This is a genomic window from Streptomyces sp. NPDC030798, assembly GCF_055572275.1.
In genome coordinates this window covers 57,540-77,364 of record NZ_JBVIDR010000022.1, presented here as the reverse complement: position 1 = coordinate 77,364, position 19,825 = coordinate 57,540, and the positions used below count along the sequence as shown (strand labels likewise).

Genomic DNA, 19,825 nt, shown 5'->3' with positions numbered 1-19,825 from the left:
AGGCGCGATGTCCGCGACCAACCGCCAGATCCGTCTGGCAGCCCGCCCCGTGGGAGAAGTGAAACCCGAAGACTGGGAGCACCATTGCGAACCCGTCGAGGAACCGGGCCCGGGCCGGTTCGCGGGCCGGACGCGGGTCATCTCCCTGGATCCGGCCATGCGGGGCTGGCTGGACGACCGCCCCTCCTACCTGCCGCCGGTGGGCATCGGGGAGGTGATGCGCGCCGGATCGGTCATCGAGGTCACTGCATCCAACCACCCCCGCTTCCGGCCGGGTGATCACGTGGTCGGCACGTTCGGCGTCCAGGAGTACGTGATCTCCGACGGCCGGGGCGCGATGAAGATCGACACCTCGCTCGCCCCGCCTTCCACCTATCTGGGAGCGCTGGGCATGCCCGGCATGACCGCCTACTTCGGCCTGCTGGACGTCGGGGCGCTCGAGGACGGCGAGACCGTCGTGGTCTCGGGGGCCGCCGGCGCTGTCGGCACCATCGTGGGTCAGATCGCGAAGGCCAAGGGCTGCCGGGTCGTGGGCATCGCCGGAGGGCCGGAGAAGTGCGCGCTGCTCACCGGCGAACTCGGATTCGACGCGGCGATCGACTACCGCGCCGAGGACGTCAAGAAGGCGCTGCGCGAGCACGCCCCCGACGGCATAGACGTCTACTTCGACAACGTCGGAGGGGACATCCTCGACACCGCACTGACCCGGCTGGCGATGCACGCGCGCGTCGTGGTCTGCGGCGCGATCAGCCAGTACAACAACGCCACGCCGGTCAAGGGCCCCTCGAACTACCTCTCGCTGCTGGTGCGCCGCGCCCGGATGGAGGGCTTCGTCGTCTTCGACTACGCCGAGCGCTACGCGGAGGCGGCGCGGGAGATCTCCGCCTGGATCGGCGCCGGCCGCATCAAGGTCAAGGAGCAGGTGGTGAGGGGCACCGTGGACGACTTCCCCGAGACGTTGCAGATGCTCTTCCGCGGCGAGAACGTCGGCAAGCTCGTGCTGGAGCTGGCATGACCGCCGCCGAGACAGGGGTCGCCGCCCTGCGGGGAGAACAGAGAGCCGACTCCGCGTTCCGGGGAAAGGTGGCGATCGTCACCGGCGCCGCCGGCGGGCTGGGCCGGGCCATGGCGCTGGCACTGGCGCGGGAAGGGGCACGCGTGGTCGTCGCCGACCTGGACTCGCGGGCCGGCCGTGAAGTGGCCGACCTGGCCGACGGCCACTTCCGCGCCTGTGACGTCTCCGACCTCGACGCCAACCGCGCGCTGGTGGAGTTCGCCCAGGAGCAGTACGGCGGTGTCGACATCGCGCTGCTCAACGCGGGAGTGGCGACCGGATGCGGCGTCGGCGAGGATTTCGCCCCGGCGCGCTACCGCCGGGCGATGGGGGCCAACCTCGACGGCGTGGTGTTCGGCACCCACGCCGTGCTGCCCGCGCTGCGGGCCCGCGGCGGAGGATCGATCGTGGCGACCTCGTCCCTGGCGGGCCTGGCGGCGGTGCCACTCGATCCGCTGTACGCGGCCAACAAGCACGCGGTCGTGGGACTCGCACGCTCCCTGGGGCCGGCCCTCGCGCCGGAGAACGTGCGCTTCAACGCGGTCTGCCCGGGGTTCGCGGAGTCGCGGATCATCGACCCCCTGCGTGGCATGCTCTCCGAGCAGGGCCTGCCGGTCATCCCGGCCGAGACCGTCGCGGACACGGTGCTGCGGATCCTCTCCGGGGACGGCACCGGGGAGTGCTGGTTCGTCCAGGCGGGCCGCGAACCGGAGCCGTTCCGCTTCCGCCACGTTCCCGGCCCGGGCAAGCCCGTAGGCCTCTGACACGGTGCGGGGTGGGTCCTGAGAACGGCCGGACCCACCCCCACCGTCCAGGGCCTGATGCGCTCGCGCTCCTCGTGCCCGGCCGCCACTGTGGAGCGCTTCAGGTCCGTGACGCACCCCGGGACCCGCGCAGTCGCGCCAGCGCGGCAAGCACCGTGTCGTTGGCCTTTCTGCTGCCCACGGTCAGCCGCAGTCCCTCGCCCGGGTAGTGGCGCGTCTGCACGCCGGCGACAGCGAGCGCCCTGGCGCCCTCGTCGACCGGATCGGGCGCGGCGAGCCAGACGGAATTGGCATGGCCAGGGGGTACTCGCCAGCCCAGGCCGCCGAGTTCGTGCCGGAGCCGTTCCCGTTCGGCGACGATGGAGTCCACGCGCAGGCGCAGCTCGCTGCCGGCCCGCAGCGAGGCCGTCGCCGCCGCCGTCGCCACCGCGTTGATCCCGAAGGGCACCTGTTGCCGGCGGATGCGCTCCACCAGCTCGGGAGCGCCGAGTCCGTAGCCGACCCGCAGGGCGGCGAGACCGTAGGCCTTGGAGAAGGTGCGCAGGACCAGCACGTTGGGGTGCGCGCGCAAGAGCCCGGGCGCGTCCGGCAGGTCGGCGTCACGGGCGAACTCCCCGTACGCCTCGTCGAGGAGCACGACGACATGCCGAGGGACCCGGTGGAGGAACGCCGACAGGGCGTCGGCGCCGACCAGGCTTCCGGTCGGGTTGTGCGGACTGCACACCACAACGACGCGGGTGCGGTGGTCCAGCGCGGTCAGCAGGGAGCCAAGATCCTGGTGTCCGTCCGCGGTCAGGGGTACGGGAACGGGCTGAGCGCCGACCATGGCGGCCAGCAGGGGGTACGCGTCGAAGCTGCGCCAGGCGTAGACCATCGCATCGCCGCGCTGGACGACCGCCCGGAGCAACTGCAGGGCCACGCCCACCGATCCGCTGCCCACCACGACATGGTCGGGGGGCAACCCGCACCATGCGGCGATCCGCTCGGTGAGCTCGTCGGGGTAGAACTGCGGGTATCGGTGGGCCTGTGCGACGGCCCGTCGCATCGCTGTACGCACCGCGGGCAGGGGAGGGTACGGGCTCTCGTTCAGGGCCAGTCGGTGCAGCACGGGAACGCCCATCGGTCATCCCCGCCCGCCGCGCCAGCGGACGGCGGCGGCACCGGCGAAGTCGCCCGCGTGAGCGAATCCCGCCAGCACCACCAGGTCACCGTCCTTCACCCGGCCCGAGCCGATCGCCTGGTTCAGGGTGATCGGGATTGCCGCTCCGAAGAGGTTCCCGTACTGGTCGAAGGTGTTCAGGTGCCGTTCCGCAGGCAGTTGCAGCGCCTCCTGCCAGTTCCGCAGGAAGGTGCGGTTCGGCTGGTTGGTGATGAGGACGTCGATGTCGCCGGTCGCCACGCCGAGTCGTCGGCACAGGTCCGTGACCGCCTCGGGGACGAGGCGGTTGCCACGGGCCAGCACCTTGGCGACGCTGGAGTCGGTGAACCCGATCCGCAACTGGGACTCTCCCGGTTCCCAGTACTTGCGGCCGTCGTCGACCGCCACGGTCATGTCCCCGGCGTACTCCCCGATGTGCCGGGTCTCCACGTCGAGGACCGGGGCGTCGGCCGATCTCGTCACATACCCGACGCCGCAGCCGTCGCCCGGAATTGCCGCCTGGGCCAGCCTGCGCACCTCGGACTGCGTGAACCACTGGCCCGCGGCACTTTGCGCGTTGCAGATCAGCGCGCTCTTCGCGTCGGTGGTGGTGAGGATCTGCCGGGCCAGCTTCAGCATGTGGACGAAGGAGGCGCAGCCCGCGTTGGCCACGTCGACGAGCCACTCCGGGTTCAGGCCCAACCGCCGGGCCACCTCGGTGCCGGCGCCCACGAACGGCAGATCCGGGAGCTGGCTGTGCACCAACAGCACGTCGACGCCCCGGATCGCCGCCCGGCCGTGCCGTTCGATCAGTGGCTGTACGGCACGTTCGACCATGTCCGCGTTGGTCTCGTCCGGAGCCACGTGGTGCCGTGACGGCGGTACTTTGAACATGGGATGGTTGCGGAGCTTGTCCTCGGCTCCGGGGTGGTCGGTGTAGAACTCGGCGGGGACCGGTTCGCCGGGGAGGTAGCCCGCGACGTCGGTGAGACTGACGGTGATCACCGCGACACCGCCCTGGCCGGTGCCACGCTGACGGGAAGGCCGTTGCGGTGGCGGTGTTCCAGGATGGCCTTGAGGTTGTTCATCTCCACCGTGTGCCCCGCGTAGAACAGGTCCCAGTAGTCGCCCACCCAGGGGCGGTCCGGGCGGGGGGTCATGTCGGGGTGCGGGTTGGCGTCGTAGTAGGGGTGCCGGCAGTTGGTCCACGTGATCACCGATCCCGGCTTGTCGAGCACCAGGCGGGCGGGTACGACGCGCATCAGGTAGATCATCCAGAGCTTCTCGCCCTGGTCCCAGGAGCAGTGGTAGTCCACGGTCATCGCCTCGGGATTGGCGGCCACCCTGCAGTAGATGGTGGTGTCGTCCTCGAGCCGGTCGCGGCCGACCCACAGCCCCGGTGTGCCGGAGGGTGCGAAGTCCCGCAGGCTGCAGGTCCACTCCTCCAGGTGGTGACCCTGGCGGAGATAGTCGTAGGTGAGCTCCGGGGGGCAGTCGACGTACTCGTGGATGGTGCAGTACTGCCCGTACACCTCATGGTGGGGGTAGACGGCATGGGTGAGTTCCATGCAGTGGGCCGTCAGCTCCTCCTTGCCGGGGTTCTCGATCCGCATCAGGCCGGGGATGTCAGCCAACGTGGACGACTCCTCGCTCACTTGAGTTCTCCTTGCTGTCGGGGCGTTCGGTACGGGCGGTGGCTGTACTGGCGGCGGCGAAGGCCTGGAAGGGAAGGAACGGAGGGATCTCCCACGGGTCGCAGTCCAGTGCGACGAACGCGGGACCGCCGCTGGTGTTGCTGCGCAGCAGCGCCGTGCGCAACCGCGCCGCGTCGTCGGCTCCGGTGACGTCGAGAGACGGGAAGGCAGCGGCCACTCCGGCGGCGAGCTCGGTCCGCCCGAACAGGTCGTCGCTGCGGATGCCGCCCTGGAGATGCTTCTCACGCACCGCGCACATGGCGTGGGCGTTGTTGTTGAAGATGACGAAGGTGACGGGTGCGGCGTACTCCACGGCGGTGTGCACCTCCATTCCGTGCATGAAGAAGGACCCGTCGCCGGCGAGTACGTACGTGCGTCGCCCGGTGGCGAGCGCGGCGCCGATGCCCGCACCGAAGGCGTAGCCCATGCCGCCCATGCCGACCGCCATCATGAAGCGGCCGTGGCGCGGTGCGGGGAGGAGATGGACCGCGCTGGCACCTGCGTTGCCGGCGTCCACGAACACGTGCGCACGCTGGGGAAGCGCTGCCTCCACCGCGGCGATCGCCTGGGGGTAGGGGATGGTTCGCCCGGGTCCTTGAGAAGTCGGGTGCGGCGTGGGCGCGGGGAGGGGACCGGCGTGCTGCGGGCAGGCAGGGGGGCGCGGCGGTAGCCGGCCGGTCACCGCGCGCAGTGCCTCTCGCAGGTCCCCGACCAGTGCGGTGCCCGACACGAACGGCGGTTCTGGACCGAGGGACACTACTTGGGTGGCGGTCAGGGCACCGTCGAGACCGCCGCGCGCCAGGACCGGCAGTCGGGTACCGGCCAGCAGGCACACGTCGGCCCGCCGCAGACAGTCCTCGACGTTGGCATGGCCCATCACTCCGGCCACGCCCGCGAACCGGGGATCACGGTTGTCGAAGACGTCTTTGGCGTCCGGGGTGACCGCCACCCATGCCCCGAGGTTCCGGGCCAGTTCGGTCAGTTCCGCACGCGCGTCCGCGGCGGCGACCTCTTCACCGGCGATGACGAGGACCCGGTCGGCCCCGCGAAGGACGTTCGACACGGCGGTGAGGGCCGCGCTGTCGAGCTGTGGCGCCGATGGCACCGGCACGCCCGTTGCCGGCGCCTGGCCGCGGCCGGGCAACCGGATCCGTGTCTGCTGCACGTCCTTGGGCAGCAGCAGTACCGCCGGCCCCCGCGGAGCGGCCTGTGCCGCCGCCATCGCCTGGGGCAGCAACTCCATGAGCGAGTCCGCGTCCTCGACCCAGGCACAGAACCGGGAGACCGGGGTGAGGACGTCCGCGACGTCGAAGGAGCCCCCTTTGCCGCTGGAGTCTTGGAACGCCCCGCGGCCTGCCTGGCCGGTCGGCGGCTGGCCCACCAGGGCCAGCACGGGAACCCGGGAGGCGTACGCCTCTGCCAGGCCCGGCACCAGATTCATCGCACCGCCGCCCGAGGTGGCGGCAACAACGCCGAGGCGCCTGGTGGTTCGGGCGTATCCGTCGGCCATCGTGACGGCGGAGAACTCGTGCTTGGAAACGACGCCGCGGATGGCGCCGCCGCGGTGAACGGCGTCGTACAGATCCTCGATGTTCGCGCCGCCGACGCCGAACATGTGGGTGACGCCTGCCCTGGCGAGTTCCGCGGCCAGATGGTCGACCAGGCGGATCGTTCCTGCCTCGGGCATGTCCGAGGTCGGGGGGATCATGCGGAGCTCCTGTCCGTCTCATGGTGCCGGTCGATGAGGCCGGATGGCGAGATGGTCTGAAAGCGGTGCCGGTACTCCTTCGGGGTGAGCCCGAGAGTTCGTCCGAAGGAGCGGAAGAAGGTCTCGGGGGCGGCGAATCCGCAGCGGTTCGCGACCTGGCTGATGGTCAGGTCGGTGGTTTCCAGCAGCTCGCGGGCGCGGGCGATGCGCGTCCGCTCGACGTACTGGCCGGGCGTCGTGCCCACCTCGCGTCTGAAGACACGGGCGAAGTTGCGCAGGCTCATGTTGGCCCGCCGGGCGATCTCGGCCACGGGTAAGGGGTTGTGGAGGTTGGCCAGGATCCACTCCTGTGCGGTCCGGATCGGCGGATGGTCGGCCAACTGGGCGTCGAGGACCGCGCTGAACTGGGACTGCCCTCCGTGCCGCTTCAGGAAGAGGACCAGGAACCGCGCCGTCTCCAGCGCGAGCGCCGCACCGTGGTCGGCCTCCACCAGGGCCAGTGCCATGTCGATCCCGGTCGACACGCCCGCCGAGGTCACGACGGGGCCGTCCCAGACGAAGATCGGCTCGGCGTCCACCGTCACGTTCGGATAGCGGCGGGCCATCGCCTCGCTGTACGCCCAGTGCGTGGTGGCGCGTCTGCCGTCCAGAAGCCCCGCCTCGGCCAGCAGAAAGGACCCGCCGCATACGGAGGCGACCCGGCGCGACCGGGCCGCTGCCCGGCCGATCCAGGAGACCAGCGCCCGGTCCCCGAGCGCGTCACTGAGACTCCATCCGCCCGGCACGAGAAGCGTGTCGATGGGGCCCCGCGCTGCCTCCAGCGGTGCGGCTTCCACCGTCACTCCGGAACTCGTGCGCACCAGGGGGGCGTCGGCGGAGACCAGGTCGATCCGGTAAGGGGCTCCCGACGGGGCAAGGAGCCGGTTGGCTGTATCGAACACTTCAATCGGTCCGGTGATGTCCAGGGCCAGCGCACCCGCGTACACCACCACAACAACACGTCGCTCCAACACGGTCACAGCCTGTATCGGGAGCCACACTGGCTGCAATGACAGATTACTGACGCATTCGGCCAGCAGACCGTCGTCTGCTGTGGGAGTGGGGTGCTGGCCAGCCGGTTCGTGTGCGGAGACCGACTGGGGCGGGTGAGGCAACTCACAGGGAGCCGGGTCGTCCTGCATGTGGTGTGAACTCGGCCAGTGTGGTGACGTCTCGTCTCCCCGCCGCAGCACGGTCTCGGCCCGGCTCCGGAGTGTCGTGCCGTGGGGCGGAAGACGGAACCGGTCGGAACAGGCCGTTGTCGTACGGAAGTTCGGCGGGCACGGGGGCGATGACGTCCCTGTGCCCGCCGAACTTGCCGTCCGCGACACGGAAGAGGTCGCACGGCCTGGGACGCGCACCCGGCATGACCTCGCCCCCTTGGCGGCGCGGTCACTGGGAGGGCGTCGTCAGGACCCGGCGCAGCGTGGCGAGGGTGTCCGCGTCGCCCCCTGCGACCGGCGCGCCGAAAGCCCTGCCGCGCAGCGGCCGGATCAGGGGTGTGGGGCCACGCCCTCGTCGACGGGCAGCGCAACCGGCTCCTCCACCGGCTGTGCGACTGCCCTGGCGGAGACCCCCTCGGCACCGTGCGCTCGACGCGCCCCACGCGTGGCCGACGCCGGACCCACGCGGCGCAGAGCCAGATGAAGCACCGGCATCAGCACGCAGGTGACCGCGGCGGCCTGCCACAGAAGCGCGTCGAGCCGCCCCGCCGCCACATAGGCGCCCGCGGCCACCGCGGCCAGCGCGCACACACCGCGGTCCACGATGCTCTCCACCGACAGCAGCGTGGCACGCGGCGCCCCCTTCGGAATGGCGTCGTTGATGAGTTTGCGCTGCACCGGATAGCCGAACCCGGTGATCGCGGCGAACGCGCACAGCAGCCCGACCACGGCCCAGGGGCCGCCGACCGTGGTGCCGGCGAGTGCGGCGGCGAGCGCGACGCTCAGCACGGACACCCAGGCCGCGGACGACAGCCGCCGGCTCAGCCACTGGGGCCGGGCGGAGGCCACTGCCTCGGCGACCGTCATCGCCGCGAGGACACTGCCGTGGCTGCTCTCCGCGATGCCGTGCTCGAGCAGCACCGGCTGGAAGAGGTTGACCTGGCAGATCCGCGACAGCGTGAAGACCGCCACGCCCTGCACCATGAGCAGGGCCAGCCACGGTGACGACCGAAGGGCGCGCAGGGCGGCACCGGTGTCCCGCAACAGGGTTCCCCGCTGCCGCCCGCGGGTGCCCGCCCCCGCGCCCGCGTCACCGGCCGCGATCCGGGGCAGGGCGAGGGCGCAGCCGAGGGAGCCCGCCGCGCTCGCCGCGCTGAGCACGTACGGCGACTGGTGGGCCAGGGACATCAGCGGTCCGACGAGCGGCCAGCAGACGACCTTGGCGGCGAGCCCGAGGGCGCGCGCCGTGCCCTCCGCCCGGAGGTAGTGGGCCTCCGCTCCCTCGGCGCGCAGGCCGTCGTACAGACAGGCGCTCGCCGCGCCCGAGGTGAGGGAGCGTCCGGCGGCGATCGCGAGGAAGTGCACGAGGAAGCCCGGGTACGAGGGCGCCAGCACGGGCACCATGTTCGCCGCCGTCATGACCACCGCGCCCGCGCGCAGGCAGTTGCGGGCACCGACGCGGTCGGCGACCACTCCCGTGGGTATCTCGAACAGGCAGAAGGCGATGTAGTAGATGCTCTGGATGCCGAAGATCTGGCCGTCCGACAGGCCCGCGGCACGCTGGTAGGCGTAGAACACGGGCATCCACCACAGCAGGTTGAACAACAGCTGGAACCCGTTGTTGAGGCGGATGATCCTCCGGGCGGCCGGGGGCATGGCCGGATCCGTGGAGCGGCGCCACACAGCGGTCATGGAGCGCCTCACCGGGCGTACGGGCGGACCTGGACCAGGTGGAACGCCCCCTCGGCGGTCATGAGCCACTCGATGTCCAGAGCGTCGTCGGGGTCCTCCGCACGGAAGTGGGACTGCAGCAGACGTCCCACCAGGGCCAGTTCGCCCAATGACGTGCGCGTGTCCGGGGAGAGGTCCTCGCCCGACGAGCCGACGTCCACGGTGCGCCCGCCGCCCTCGACCGTGTTGTACAGGTACTGGTGGGGCAGGACCGTGCCGTCGACGACCCGCTCCGGCGAGCCGGCCGTGCAGTTGACGTACACGTTGCGGAAGTCCGTACGCCGCGTCGGGTTGCAGGTCACCAGCACACCCCCGAGGTCGGCGGGCACGTACTGCTGGATGATCACTCCCATGTAGGTGTCGTCCAGCAGGATGCCGGCCTCGTGCCGCAGGCGTACGCTCCGTGGCGACAGCAACGACGTCCACACCTGCCGCACCGCGTCCAGCAACTGTTCCTCGCCGCGCACGGTGGTCACCGAATCGTAGATCCCGGCCGCCGAGAACCCCGGCAGGTCCTCGGCGTTGGAGGACGAGCGCACCACGAGCCGGCGTCCCGTCGACAGGCCCGGCACCGCGCCGGTGACGGCCCGTGCCACCTCGTCGGGGATCGGCGTGCCGTGCATCAGGCGCTGCAGGTCCAGACAGAGGGAGTCGATCACGTCGAGTGCGTCGAGTTCGAGCGCCATCTTCAGCTTGCCGATGCCCTGTTGCAGTGCGGGCGACGAGGTCAGGAAGAGATGGTGCAGGCGGAACGGGAGCGCCACGCCCTCGGGTGCCCGGACGGTGGCCGCCACGCGTTCGGCCGCCGCGGTCCGCAGCCGTTCCACGGGTGCCCCCGGCTCGCCGAGCCGCGCGGCCAGGTGGGCGAGCAGATCGGGCCGCGGCGGGCGCGGGCGTGCGTAGAACGCGGTCAGATCCGCCGTACGGCTGTCCAGGACATGGTGCAGCTCGCCGAGGTTGGCGGCCTTGGTGCCGTAACTGTCGCGGTCGGCGCGCCGCAGCCGGTGCAGAGCCATGACCGGCGCCTCGTCCAGCAGGGGAGCGTCGATGCGGATCCGCTGCTGGTGCCAGACCGGCCTCTGAAGGACCGGGGCGCCGGACAGCCGCTCCAGGGTGATGGCGTCCTCGGACACCCGGTAACGGACCCATGCGCCGTCCAGCCCTTCCCGCCGTACCAGAGCGTCCAGGTCGCGGACGATCGCGTTCGGGATCCCCCAGCCCGACGCCAGGACGTTGGTGTGCGAGAGCGGCGTCGTGGGCTCCGTGTTCACGAATCCCGCCACCCGGGGCACGTCGTCGGGCAGGCAGGCCATCGCGACGATGTCGGCCCAGCCGAGCCGGGGGGCGGCGCTGCGGTACTCCGCCGGATCGCGGAAGTAGCGCAGGCGGCCCTCGGCCACGCCGGGGTTGAGGCAGGTCCGGGTCCGGTTGCCGAACAGCTCCTGGCTGAGGATGCGCGGTACGCGTGCCTCACCGACCGAGGCGAGTTCGTGCTCCTGCCCGTGGTTCGCCGGTTTCAGCAGCAGCGGGAGGCGTCCGTCCACCCGTGCCCGCACATACGCGTAGAACTCCTCCAGCAGCGCGGCGTGCATGGTGTCCGCCTCGGTCGTCTCCAGGACCAGGAAGGGCCGCTCGGCGCCCTCGCCGTCCTCGTCGCTGTGCAGGGACAACACCCCGAGCAGGAAGCGGCGGTCGGGCGCCATGTAGACGGAGGCGTTGAACGCGTCCAGGTCCGTGTCGAGTTCGTCCATCCGCATGCCGAGGATGCGGGTGGCGATGTAGTCGACGTGGAAGGGGTGCACCCGGGTGTCGAGCAGGTGCCAGGTGTCCTCCCACCTGTCCACCACGATCTTCAGGTAGGGGTGTCCGGCCAGCACGCCGGACAGCGCGCGGAACAACGGCAGCGAGAGATTGGCGCCCACGACGGTACGGTCGCCGGCCGTGTCGGGGACTTCGGTCCGGTGCGGTGCGTGGGTCATGGCCGGGCCCCCTCGCCGGTGTCCGTGGGCAGGATGCGCGGCAGCGCGTCGACCAGGGCGGTGAGGTCACGGACGACGGACTGCGGCCGGTCCGCCGACAACAGGCACAGCCCCGCCATGGTGTTGGCCCCGGCGGCGGGCTCGTAGACCGGCACGGGGGCCCCGTCCGGCAGCGAACTCTCCCGGACGACGGACAGCGTGCTGCCCGCGCCGACCGGCGCCGAACGGACGACCGCCGAGGCGTCCCACCGATGGCGGCGGTGCCAAGGGGTGCCGTCGCCCCGCACGGCGAGGACGACCAGGGATCCGGCCGCACCCGTGGCATCCTCGGGCGTCAACGCCCGTGCGGGCCAGGCGGGTGAGCCGCCGAGCAGCTGGTCGGTGAACATCCCGACCAGGTCCAGGCCGAAGACCTCGTCGATCTGCGGCACCGTCATCGCCCCGCCGAACCGCGCGGCCGTCTCGATGACCCACATACGCCCCTCCGCGCCCAGCTTGATCTCCGTGTGGGTGCCGCAGTTCTCCAGTCCCAGGGCGTCCACGGCGCGCCGGGCGAGGTCCACGACGGCGTGCTGGGCCTTGCTCCCCAGGGCGGCCGGGGTGATACCGGCGCGCTCGGTGAAGGGCGCCACCGTCGGCATCCGCCCGCTCAGGCAGACGGGACGGAAATCTCCGTCGACGACCACGCCCTCGACGCTGACGTAGTCACCCCAGCCGGGGCCGTCGAACCACTCCTCGGCACATCCGCTGACGATCTCCTCGACGATGAAGTCCTCCGAGGCGCCGGGCACGTGCAGCTCCGCGAAGCCGAGCAGCGCGGACTCGGCCATCACCGCGCGCGACCGCTGCCAGGCGTCCAGTGCGTCCTCGGGCCGCTCGATGATCTGGTGGGCGGTCGAACCGGCGCTCCAGGCCGCCTTTAAAAGAAGTGGACATGACAATCCACGGGTCGCGCGCTCCAGTTCGGCCGCGCTGGTGACGGCCCGGAACCGCGGCTGAGGGATGCCCCGGCGCTCCCAGGCGGCACGCATCAGGCGTTTGTCCCGGGCGAGGGCGGCGGCGGGCCCGGCACCCCTCAGCCCGAGCCGCCGGGCCGCCTCGGCGACCGCGACCACCGCGTACTCCGAGAAGGTGAGAACGGCGTCGGCCCCCACCTCGCGGGCGCGGGCGGTGATGAGTTCGACCAGGTCGCCACCGCCGGCGTCGAGAGGGGTGACGACCGACGCGCACAGCCGCGCCGCGTCATGGGCCACCGGGGCGGGCAGTTCGCTGAGGGCCAGTAGGTGCACCGCGGACCTCGCGGCCACCCGCGTCAGGGCATGGCCCACCGGAGGGCCGCCCTTGGCATGCACGTACAGCACCTTGCTCACGGAACTCCAACTCCTTTGTCGTCGTCGGGCGGCCACCGGGCCGCGCCGGTGCGTGGTCCGCGGCTGCGTCGGTACATCGACCGCTGTCACGCCGTCTCCTTCCAGCGAACCAGCACACGCCCGCCTCCTGAGTGCCGAGACGCCCGAAGCACTCAGGCAAATGCCTGACTGCTGCCGCCGATTCGCGCCGGGTGAAGGTGCGGCCGTGCGGTAACGCCGCCGAGGCCGCAGTCCGGTGCTCCTGCCCCGCTCGCATGCCCGTTCCCTTACGGGATACGCATGAGGTGTCACACAAAGTGATGTAGTGCAGGGTTGAAGGAGTTGGACGTGGACGAAGCGGATTTCAAGGCGTTGCTCGCGCCTCTCGCGGTGTCCTGGTGGGAAGCCGACAGCGGCCTGGGCGTGGTCGAGAGCGGCGGTGCCGCGTTCGACGACCGACGCGCCACCCGCCGCTTCCTGGAGGCCCTCCACGCCGACGGCGGCCCGGCCGGCGCGTCCGGGTGCGGCCCCTACCGCGTGTGCTTCGAGGGCCGGACCTTCCACGTCCACTGGCCGGAACTCGGCGGCGGACCGGGACGGCGCGGCAGCAGGGGAGTGGCGATCGAGGTGGCCGACCGGCCGGACGACGACCCGTACGCCACGTTCGCCGACCTCGCCCCGGCCGCGGCGTTCGTGCGCGACGCCACCGGCCGTTACCTGTGGGCCAACCACGCCTATGCCCACCTGTACGGCACCACGCGCGACGCCGTGATCGGCCGTCACCTCGCCGACGTCGACGAAGCCGGTGACATCGCCCGGTTCCTCGCCCTGGACCAGGAGGTCCTGACGCGCGGCCGCCCGGTGCGGCACACGCTCGCCTACCGGCGCGTCGACGGCTGCTCCGGTCGCGCGGCGGGTTACCGCTTCCCCGTCCGCTGGGGCGCGGCCCGCTGTGTCGCGGGCATCTACGTCGACGTCACCGACTACGCCCGGGTGCTGGACCAACGCCACCGGGCCGAGACCGACTTACAGGCTTTGCGTGACCACAGCGGTCTGCTCTGCGTCCGCCTGACCCCGGACGGCCGGGTCGGCGAGGCCGGCACCGCGGTCGCCGACGTCCTGCGCATCCGGCTCTCCGAACTGATAGGCCTGCCGGCCGACACCTTGCTCGCCAGAACCCCCGAGCGGGGCACCTTGCACCGGATCTGGGACGAGCTGATCAGCGGCCGGCGCCGAAGCGCCCGCACCTGTGCCGTACTCGTCGACCGGGACGGCTGGCGGCGCCGCGTCCTGATCCATCTGAGCGCCGTGTGCGGTACGACCCCCGGCGTGTCCGGAGTCTGGGCCGTCGGCACGCACCTCGGCCTGCGCCACCAGGTCCAGCCGGACCTGACGGCCAGCCAGGTCCGCATCCTCGCCCTGCTGGCGGCCGGGCACAGCAACGCGGACATCGCGGGGACGCTGGGTCTGTCCCGGCAGACGCTGGACTACCACCTGAGCCGCCTGCGCACCCTGCTCGACGCCGCCACCCGACCTGCGCTGGTCGCCCGGGCCTACGTACTCGGCGTCCTCTCGGCGCAGACCTGGCCGCCCCGGTCCTCGACGGCGGCCAACCCCGCGAGCCCGGTCTGAGGACCCGGCCGGGGCGCGGGCCGTCCGGCGATCGCCGGCACCCGGCTGTCTCATCAGGCGTGTTCAGAACGGTTCGGCGTGATCGACTGCGAGCCGGTCCGCGACCCGTCGTGGGCGAGCAGACCCTGGAGGGCGGCGCCGCGGCGTTCGAGGCACTGCGCGCCGAGCACCCCGACCTCACCGCCGTGTGCGCCATGGGTGCGCTCCGGGCGGCCCGCCGGCTCGGTGTCCGAGCGCCGGACGACTGCGCACTCGTGGGCCACGACGGGCTGAGCATCACCGATCTCGTCGACCCGCCGCCGACCACTCTCCACCTCGACAAGCGACGGCTGGGCGAACTGGCCGTCCTGCACATCCGCGGCACGACGTGACGCGCCCTCGGTGCCGGCGGGAGTCGTGCCGCGACATGGACGGCCGCCGGTCCGGGGACACCGGGGCACCCCCGGGTGTGCGGGCTGTACTGCAGCGTGCGCCCCGGCCGCACCCGCGCCGTCGCCGATGACGGCCCCCTCCACCGGCTCCGAGTGCCTCGCCCGGCGCGTGTGTGAGCGCGCCGGGTCCGGACTGTCCGCGAGGGGCTGGAGACCCTGCCTGCCCGACGTGCCGTACAGGCGTACCTGCCCTCGCTGCCGTGCCGGCCGGCGCCTGCTTCGCGGAACGAAGAGCGTTATGCCCGGATAGGATACTTTTGTGATCAGGACAGGACGGCCTCGGCGCCAGCGCCCTCCCTCCGGTGGCCGACGCGAGACCGCGCTGCTGTCTCCCGTGCTCCTCACCGTCCTCATCAGCTGCCTGGCCGTCGCCACCCCCAGGGAGATCGCCTTCAGCCGTCTCCTGCCCGCCGCGCCCGCCCTCGCCGCCGCGATGTGGCCCGTGCTTCCGACGATCCTCCTGGGGACGTTCTGCCTGCTGGTCATGATCGGGCTCAGTCTTCTCTACTCCGACCTGGGGACGCCCTACACGGCGGCCGCCATCGTCGCGGTGACCCTGGCGGCCGCCTATGCGAGCCATCTGCGGATCCAGCGGGAGGAGACGCTGTTCCAGGTGCGGCTCGTCGCCGACGCGGCGCAACAGGTCCTGCTGCGCCCGCTGCCGCGCCGTGTCCAGGACGTCGACATCGAGTCGCTGTACCTGGCGGCCCAGGAGCAGGCCCGGATCGGCGGCGACTTCTACGAGGTGACCGATACGCCGTACGGGGTACGGCTGCTCATCGGTGACGTGCGCGGCAAGGGACTGGCGGCGGTCGGGGCGGCCTCGGCGGTGATCAACTGCTTCAGGGAGAACGCGTACGACCAGCCCGACCTCAGAGGCATCATCCATCGCCTGGAGAGGACCATGGGCCGCTACAGCGTCGCGGTCCTCGACCCGGACCAGCCCGAGCACTTCGCCACCGCTCTGATCGCCGAGATCCCGTACGGCAGCGGGCATGCCAAAATTTTGAACTGCGGGCACCCCCCGCCCCTGCTGATGCGGAGCGGGGAGGTCCGTGTCCTCGAGCCCACCGTCGCCTCGCCGCCCCTCAATCTCGCGTCACTCATCGGGGACGACTACAACGTCGACACCTTCGCCTTCGCCTCGGGTGACCAGATGCTGCTCTACACCGACGGCGTAACGGAGACCCGGGACCGCACCGGCGCGTTCTTCCCGCTGCCCGAGTGGATGCGGCACCTCGGCCAGGCGGCTCCCCGGGAGCTGCTGGACCAGCTGCACCAGGACCTGCTCCGCTACAGCGGTGGAAGGCTCGAGGACGACATCGCGGCCATCGCCGTCCGCTGCCGGCACCACGAGGCGCACGGGGCGCACGAGGCTCCCGAGCGCAACCTGTAGGGGGCCGGCAGCGGCTCCGGTCAGCCGAGCTGGAGAAGGCCGGCGTCGCGTACCGCGGCGCCGAAGGGTCGGGCGAGTTCGGCGAGACGCTCGCAGTCGGCCTCACCGAGGGCGGCGTAGGCGGGCAGGGCCAGACGGTCGGTGCGGTCCTCGATGTGCCGGCGCAGGTCCTCGCCCTGCGGGCTGAGGGAGTCGCCGTCCAGGAGACCTCGCTTGCGCAGCTGCTCCTCGGTCTCGGCCCACTCCTCCTCGGGCCAGGCGCGGCTCGCCTTGAGGAACTCGACCGGGACGTCCCCGGTCGCGGCGTGCAGGATCAGGGCTTCCAGGCCGCCTATGCCCTCGCTCACCAGGCACGCGACATGGCCGTCTCCCCGGAACTCCCGGAGCAGCGTCTGGGCGTGCCACAGCCGCAGTACCGGCTCCTCCGGCCAGGGCAGTGCGGCGTGCGCGGCGAACAGCGGGCGGCCCTGGGGGTGTGCGCAGGCCGCCTCGGCGGCCCGGCCGGTCAGCGCCAGGACCTCGTCCAGAGCGGGCAGCTCGTGGATTCCGGCCCGCCGCAGGGCCTCGCCCGCCGCCGCGTACCGCGCGTCCAGCACCTGCTGCGGCGTCGTCGCCTCCCAGGCACCGTCGACCGCCTGCCGTACGAAGGCCGGGTTGAAGTTGTAGAACGTCGAGGTGATCAGCTCGGCGGAGGCCCGGCCGAACGCGGCGCTGCGCGAGGTGAAGTACCCGGCGCGTCCGCTCAGTCCGAGGTCCGCGTACCGCCGACGCGCCTCGGGGACGAAGTAGATCATGGCGTGTACGGGCTCCAGGCGGCGCCAGGCCGCGCGCGCTGTCTTCACGGGTCACCTCTCGGAAGAGTCTGTTGGAAGAGCCGATGACGGGGTGGGCGCCGCGGCTCAGTGGTCGCCGTGCGCGTGCAGATGGTCGAGCAGCAGGTGGTTCAGCGTCTCCGCGGCCTCCTCGGGAACCCAGTGGCTGACGCCCTGGAGGGTCTCGAACCGGTACGGCCCGTCGACCCACCGCCCGGTCTCCTGCGCGGCCGCCGGGCCGAAGGCACTGTCCTGTGTGCTCCAGACGTACAGCGTGGGCACCTCGACGGTGCCGATCGCGCCCTCGGGGCGGCCGGCCCGGTACCAGTTCAGCGCGGCGGTGAGCGCGCCGGGCCGGGTCAGGTGCCGGACGTAGGCCTCGGCACTGTCCTGCGGGACACCGCCGGCGTAGAGGGCGCGAAGCTCCGCGGCTCCGTGGGCGAGCATGCGCTCCTCGGTCGCGGGTGCGTCGCGCCAGTCGATCATGTAGCGGGAGCGGGTGCGCTGGTCCTCGTCGGTGCGCAAGGCAGTGGCCAGGGCTCCGGGGTGCGGGGTCGAGACGACGGTCAGCGTGCGGATCCGGCCGGGGTGGGCGTCGGCCGTCCACCAGGCCACCGCGCCTCCCCAGTCGTGGCCGACCAGGTCGAATTCCGCCCAGCCCAGTTCCTCGGTGAGGGCGAGCACATCGTCGACGAGACGGTCCATGCGGTAGTCCTCGGGCCGTTCGGGCCGGGCGCCGGGGGAGTACCCGCGCTGGTCCGGTGCCACCGCCCGGCAACCGTGGGCGGCCAGCGCCGCCAGCTGCCGTCGCCACGCCCGTCCCGTCTGCGGGAAGCCGTGCAGCAGCAGCACCGGGCGGCCGTCGGGCGGACCGGCCGCGATCGCGTCGAACACGCCCGCAGGCGTGGAGATGCTCAGCTCGGTCACGGTCCGTCCGCCCACCTCTCATACCGACTGGTCGGTAGCCTCCAGCGATGTGGGCGTGCTGTCAAGGCCCGTGGGCGTCGATGGACAGAGGTTGAACTTGACGCCGGATTCAACTAGAAACAGCCCCCGAGACGGCTCCCGGCCGACCGGAGCGACCGGACCGACAGGAAGTAGTGAGGCGACATGCGAGAAGCAGTCATCGTTTCGACGGCGCGGACACCGATCGGCAAGGCGTACCGCGGCGCGTTCAACGACACCCAGGCGCAGGAACTTGCCGCGCACGCCCTGGGGCACGCGGTACGGCGGGCCGGTCTGGAGGGCGGCGAGGTGGAGGACGTCGTCCTCGGCTGCGCCCTGCAGCAGGGATCCTCCGGTTTCAACGTCGCGCGCCAGGCCGCTCTGCGCGCCGGGCTCCCGGACACCGTGCCGGGGATGACGATCGACCGGCAGTGCTCGTCGGGCCTGATGGCCATCGCGACGGCCGCCAAGCAGATCGTCTCCGACGGCATGCAGGTCGCTGTCGGCGGCGGGGTGGAATCCATCTCCCTCGTCCAGAACGACCACATGAACAGCCACCGCGCGACGGATCCCTGGCTGGCCGGGCACAGGCCGGGCATCTACCTGCCGATGCTGCAGACGGCGGAGATCGTCGCCGAGCGCTACGGCGTGAGCCGGGAACGCCAGGACGAGTTCGCGCTGCTGTCCCAGCAGCGCACCGCGGCGGCGCAGGACGCCGGCCGGTTCGACCACGAGATCGTCGCGCTGACCAGCGTCAAGAAGGTGCTCGACAAGCAGTCCGGGCAGGTGCGGGACGAGGAGGTCACCCTGACCCGTGACGAGGGAAACCGCGCGTCGACCACGCTCGAGGGCCTGGCCGGGTTGACGCCGGTGCTGCCGGACGGTCGGGTGAGCGCACGCTCCAGCGTGACGGCGGGCAACTCCTCGCAGTTGTCGGACGGTGCCTCGGCGTCGGTGTTGATGGAGTCCAAGGAGGCCGAGCGCCGAGGACTGGAACCGCTGGGCGTCTACCGGGGCATGGCCGTCGCCGGTTGCGCGCCCGACGAAATGGGCATCGGCCCGGTGTTCGCCATTCCGAAACTGCTGAAGCAGCACAACCTCACCATCGACGACATCGGCCTGTGGGAACTCAACGAGGCGTTCGCTTCCCAGGCGCTGTACTGCCGCGACGAACTGCACATCGACCCGGAGCGGTTCAACGTCGACGGCGGCGCGATCTCGGTCGGTCATCCCTACGGAATGACCGGCGCCCGCCTGGTGGGGCATGCGCTCGTCGAAGGCCGGCGCCGTGGCGTCCGGTACGTGGTGATCTCGATGTGCGTCGGCGGCGGGATGGGCGCCGCCGGACTGTTCGAGGTCGCCTGATGGGAGAGCGCCGCACGGCGCTGCTGGTGGACTTCGGCGGCGTCCTCACCACCAGTGTGCTGCGGGCCTTCACCGAGTTCGGCGCCTCGCTCGGCGGCGACCCGCGCCTGCCGCTGGACCTCCTCGGCCGTGACGAGCGCTCCCGCGCCCTCCTGGCCGACCACGAGTGCGGCCGCATCGACACCGGGACCTTCGAGCGGGGCTTCGCCGAACGGCTCCGCGCCCACGGGGCGGACGTACCGGCCGAGGGGCTCACGGCCCGGATGCAGGCCGGTATCTCGATCGACCGGGACATGCTCGCGCTGCTCGGCGGTCTCCGGGCCGCCGGGCATCCCGTCGCACTGGTGTCGAACTCCTTCGGCACCGGGACGTACGACGGAGTCGACCTCACCGCTGTCGCCGATGCCGTCGTCATCTCCGCCGAGGTCGGCGTCCGCAAGCCCTCCCGGCGGATCTACGCGCTCGCCTGCGAACGCCTCGGCGTCGCCCCCGAGGCGGCGGTCATGATCGACGATCTGCAGCAGAATCTCGACGGAGCGGCGCGGCTCGGCATCGGGGGAGTGCTGCACACCAGCGCCGCCGACACCCGCCGCCAACTCGCCGAGCGCTTCGCGATCACATGACG

The 19,825-nt window shown here is 71.7% G+C and carries 17 protein-coding genes; 7 read left to right on the top strand and 10 right to left on the bottom strand.

Features of this window, described 5'->3' with window-relative positions; all coding sequences use genetic code 11:
• Nucleotides 1-7 precede the first annotated feature (7 nt).
• A complete protein-coding gene (locus tag ACZ404_RS35140; protein ID WP_468447145.1) occupies nucleotides 8-1,015 on the top strand; it encodes an NADP-dependent oxidoreductase in 1,008 nt (335 codons plus the stop codon).
• Complete coding sequence (locus ACZ404_RS35135; protein WP_468447143.1) at nucleotides 1,012-1,818, top strand: SDR family NAD(P)-dependent oxidoreductase; 807 nt, start codon at nucleotides 1,012-1,014, stop codon at nucleotides 1,816-1,818. Before ACZ404_RS35140 ends, ACZ404_RS35135 begins: the two co-directional genes overlap by 4 nt.
• A gap of 100 nt (nucleotides 1,819-1,918) precedes the next feature.
• Here the strand turns inward: ACZ404_RS35135 and ACZ404_RS35130 are convergent, their stop codons facing one another.
• The 8 genes from ACZ404_RS35130 to ACZ404_RS35095 all read right to left on the bottom strand — a co-directional run bounded on the left by ACZ404_RS35130 (nucleotide 1,919) and on the right by ACZ404_RS35095 (nucleotide 12,640).
• Nucleotides 1,919-2,938 carry a histidinol-phosphate transaminase gene (locus ACZ404_RS35130; RefSeq protein WP_468447141.1) on the bottom strand — a complete coding sequence of 340 codons (1,020 nt, stop codon included), beginning with the start codon at nucleotides 2,936-2,938 and terminating at the stop codon, nucleotides 1,919-1,921.
• 3 nt (nucleotides 2,939-2,941) lie between these two features.
• Entirely contained in the window at nucleotides 2,942-3,961 is a 1,020-nt protein-coding gene (locus ACZ404_RS35125) for a 3-oxoacyl-ACP synthase III family protein (RefSeq protein ID WP_468447139.1), read from the bottom strand.
• A complete protein-coding gene (locus ACZ404_RS35120) occupies nucleotides 3,958-4,611 on the bottom strand; it encodes an SRPBCC family protein (RefSeq protein ID WP_468447137.1) in 654 nt (217 codons plus the stop codon). The genes ACZ404_RS35125 and ACZ404_RS35120 overlap by 4 nt, the downstream gene beginning before the upstream one ends.
• Nucleotides 4,583-6,358, bottom strand: coding sequence for a thiamine pyrophosphate-binding protein (locus ACZ404_RS35115; protein WP_468447135.1), 1,776 nt, complete (start codon nucleotides 6,356-6,358; stop codon nucleotides 4,583-4,585). Before ACZ404_RS35115 ends, ACZ404_RS35120 begins: the two co-directional genes overlap by 29 nt.
• Nucleotides 6,355-7,371 carry a GlxA family transcriptional regulator gene (locus tag ACZ404_RS35110; RefSeq protein ID WP_468447133.1) on the bottom strand — a complete coding sequence of 339 codons (1,017 nt, stop codon included), beginning with the start codon at nucleotides 7,369-7,371 and terminating at the stop codon, nucleotides 6,355-6,357. The genes ACZ404_RS35115 and ACZ404_RS35110 overlap by 4 nt, the downstream gene beginning before the upstream one ends.
• A 519-nt stretch (nucleotides 7,372-7,890) precedes the next feature.
• Nucleotides 7,891-9,252, bottom strand: a complete 1,362-nt coding sequence (locus tag ACZ404_RS35105) for an MFS transporter (protein WP_468447132.1) — start codon at nucleotides 9,250-9,252, stop codon at nucleotides 7,891-7,893.
• An 8-nt stretch (nucleotides 9,253-9,260) separates the two neighbouring features.
• Complete coding sequence (locus ACZ404_RS35100) at nucleotides 9,261-11,270, bottom strand: PEP/pyruvate-binding domain-containing protein (protein WP_468447131.1); 2,010 nt, start codon at nucleotides 11,268-11,270, stop codon at nucleotides 9,261-9,263.
• Nucleotides 11,267-12,640, bottom strand: coding sequence for an ATP-grasp domain-containing protein (locus ACZ404_RS35095; protein WP_468447129.1), 1,374 nt, complete (start codon nucleotides 12,638-12,640; stop codon nucleotides 11,267-11,269). The genes ACZ404_RS35100 and ACZ404_RS35095 overlap by 4 nt, the downstream gene beginning before the upstream one ends.
• A 327-nt stretch (nucleotides 12,641-12,967) precedes the next feature.
• Between ACZ404_RS35095 and ACZ404_RS35090 the strand changes: the two genes are divergently transcribed.
• From ACZ404_RS35090 to ACZ404_RS35080, 3 genes are all read left to right on the top strand, one after another.
• On the top strand, nucleotides 12,968-14,251 hold the full coding sequence (locus tag ACZ404_RS35090) for a PAS domain-containing protein (protein WP_468447127.1): 1,284 nt from the start codon (nucleotides 12,968-12,970) through the stop codon (nucleotides 14,249-14,251).
• On the top strand, nucleotides 14,203-14,622 hold the full coding sequence (locus ACZ404_RS35085) for a substrate-binding domain-containing protein (protein WP_468447172.1): 420 nt from the start codon (nucleotides 14,203-14,205) through the stop codon (nucleotides 14,620-14,622). The genes ACZ404_RS35090 and ACZ404_RS35085 overlap by 49 nt, the downstream gene beginning before the upstream one ends.
• Nucleotides 14,623-15,016: 394 nt before the next feature.
• Nucleotides 15,017-16,078, top strand: coding sequence for a PP2C family protein-serine/threonine phosphatase (locus ACZ404_RS35080; RefSeq protein WP_468447125.1), 1,062 nt, complete (start codon nucleotides 15,017-15,019; stop codon nucleotides 16,076-16,078).
• A 20-nt stretch (nucleotides 16,079-16,098) separates the two neighbouring features.
• Here the strand turns inward: ACZ404_RS35080 and ACZ404_RS35075 are convergent, their stop codons facing one another.
• Nucleotides 16,099-16,920, bottom strand: coding sequence for an SCO6745 family protein (locus ACZ404_RS35075; protein ID WP_468447123.1), 822 nt, complete (start codon nucleotides 16,918-16,920; stop codon nucleotides 16,099-16,101).
• Between the two features lie 57 nt (nucleotides 16,921-16,977).
• Entirely contained in the window at nucleotides 16,978-17,817 is an 840-nt protein-coding gene (locus ACZ404_RS35070) for an alpha/beta fold hydrolase (protein WP_468447121.1), read from the bottom strand.
• 183 nt (nucleotides 17,818-18,000) lie between these two features.
• Between ACZ404_RS35070 and ACZ404_RS35065 the strand changes: the two genes are divergently transcribed.
• Both ACZ404_RS35065 and ACZ404_RS35060 read left to right on the top strand, forming a co-directional pair.
• Nucleotides 18,001-19,200 carry an acetyl-CoA C-acyltransferase gene (locus tag ACZ404_RS35065; RefSeq protein WP_468447119.1) on the top strand — a complete coding sequence of 400 codons (1,200 nt, stop codon included), beginning with the start codon at nucleotides 18,001-18,003 and terminating at the stop codon, nucleotides 19,198-19,200.
• Nucleotides 19,200-19,823: an HAD family hydrolase gene (locus tag ACZ404_RS35060; RefSeq protein WP_468447117.1), complete on the top strand. Its 624-nt coding sequence runs from the start codon at nucleotides 19,200-19,202 to the stop codon at nucleotides 19,821-19,823. Before ACZ404_RS35065 ends, ACZ404_RS35060 begins: the two co-directional genes overlap by 1 nt.
• Nucleotides 19,824-19,825: the final 2 nt, after the last annotated feature.

What these genes read in the sequence shown, in the direction of transcription:
- ACZ404_RS35105 (WP_468447132.1), bottom strand. Translation starts at nt 9,252, where the DNA reads ATGACCGCTGTGTGGCGCCGCTCCACGGATCCGGCCATGCCCCCGGCC.
- ACZ404_RS35060 (WP_468447117.1), top strand. Translation starts at nt 19,200, where the DNA reads ATGGGAGAGCGCCGCACGGCGCTGCTGGTGGACTTCGGCGGCGTCCTC.
- ACZ404_RS35115 (WP_468447135.1), bottom strand. Translation starts at nt 6,358, where the DNA reads ATGATCCCCCCGACCTCGGACATGCCCGAGGCAGGAACGATCCGCCTG.
- ACZ404_RS35140 (WP_468447145.1), top strand. Translation starts at nt 8, where the DNA reads ATGTCCGCGACCAACCGCCAGATCCGTCTGGCAGCCCGCCCCGTGGGA.
- ACZ404_RS35135 (WP_468447143.1), top strand. Translation starts at nt 1,012, where the DNA reads ATGACCGCCGCCGAGACAGGGGTCGCCGCCCTGCGGGGAGAACAGAGA.
- ACZ404_RS35065 (WP_468447119.1), top strand. Translation starts at nt 18,001, where the DNA reads ATGCGAGAAGCAGTCATCGTTTCGACGGCGCGGACACCGATCGGCAAG.
- ACZ404_RS35100 (WP_468447131.1), bottom strand. Translation starts at nt 11,270, where the DNA reads ATGACCCACGCACCGCACCGGACCGAAGTCCCCGACACGGCCGGCGAC.
- ACZ404_RS35130 (WP_468447141.1), bottom strand. Translation starts at nt 2,938, where the DNA reads ATGGGCGTTCCCGTGCTGCACCGACTGGCCCTGAACGAGAGCCCGTAC.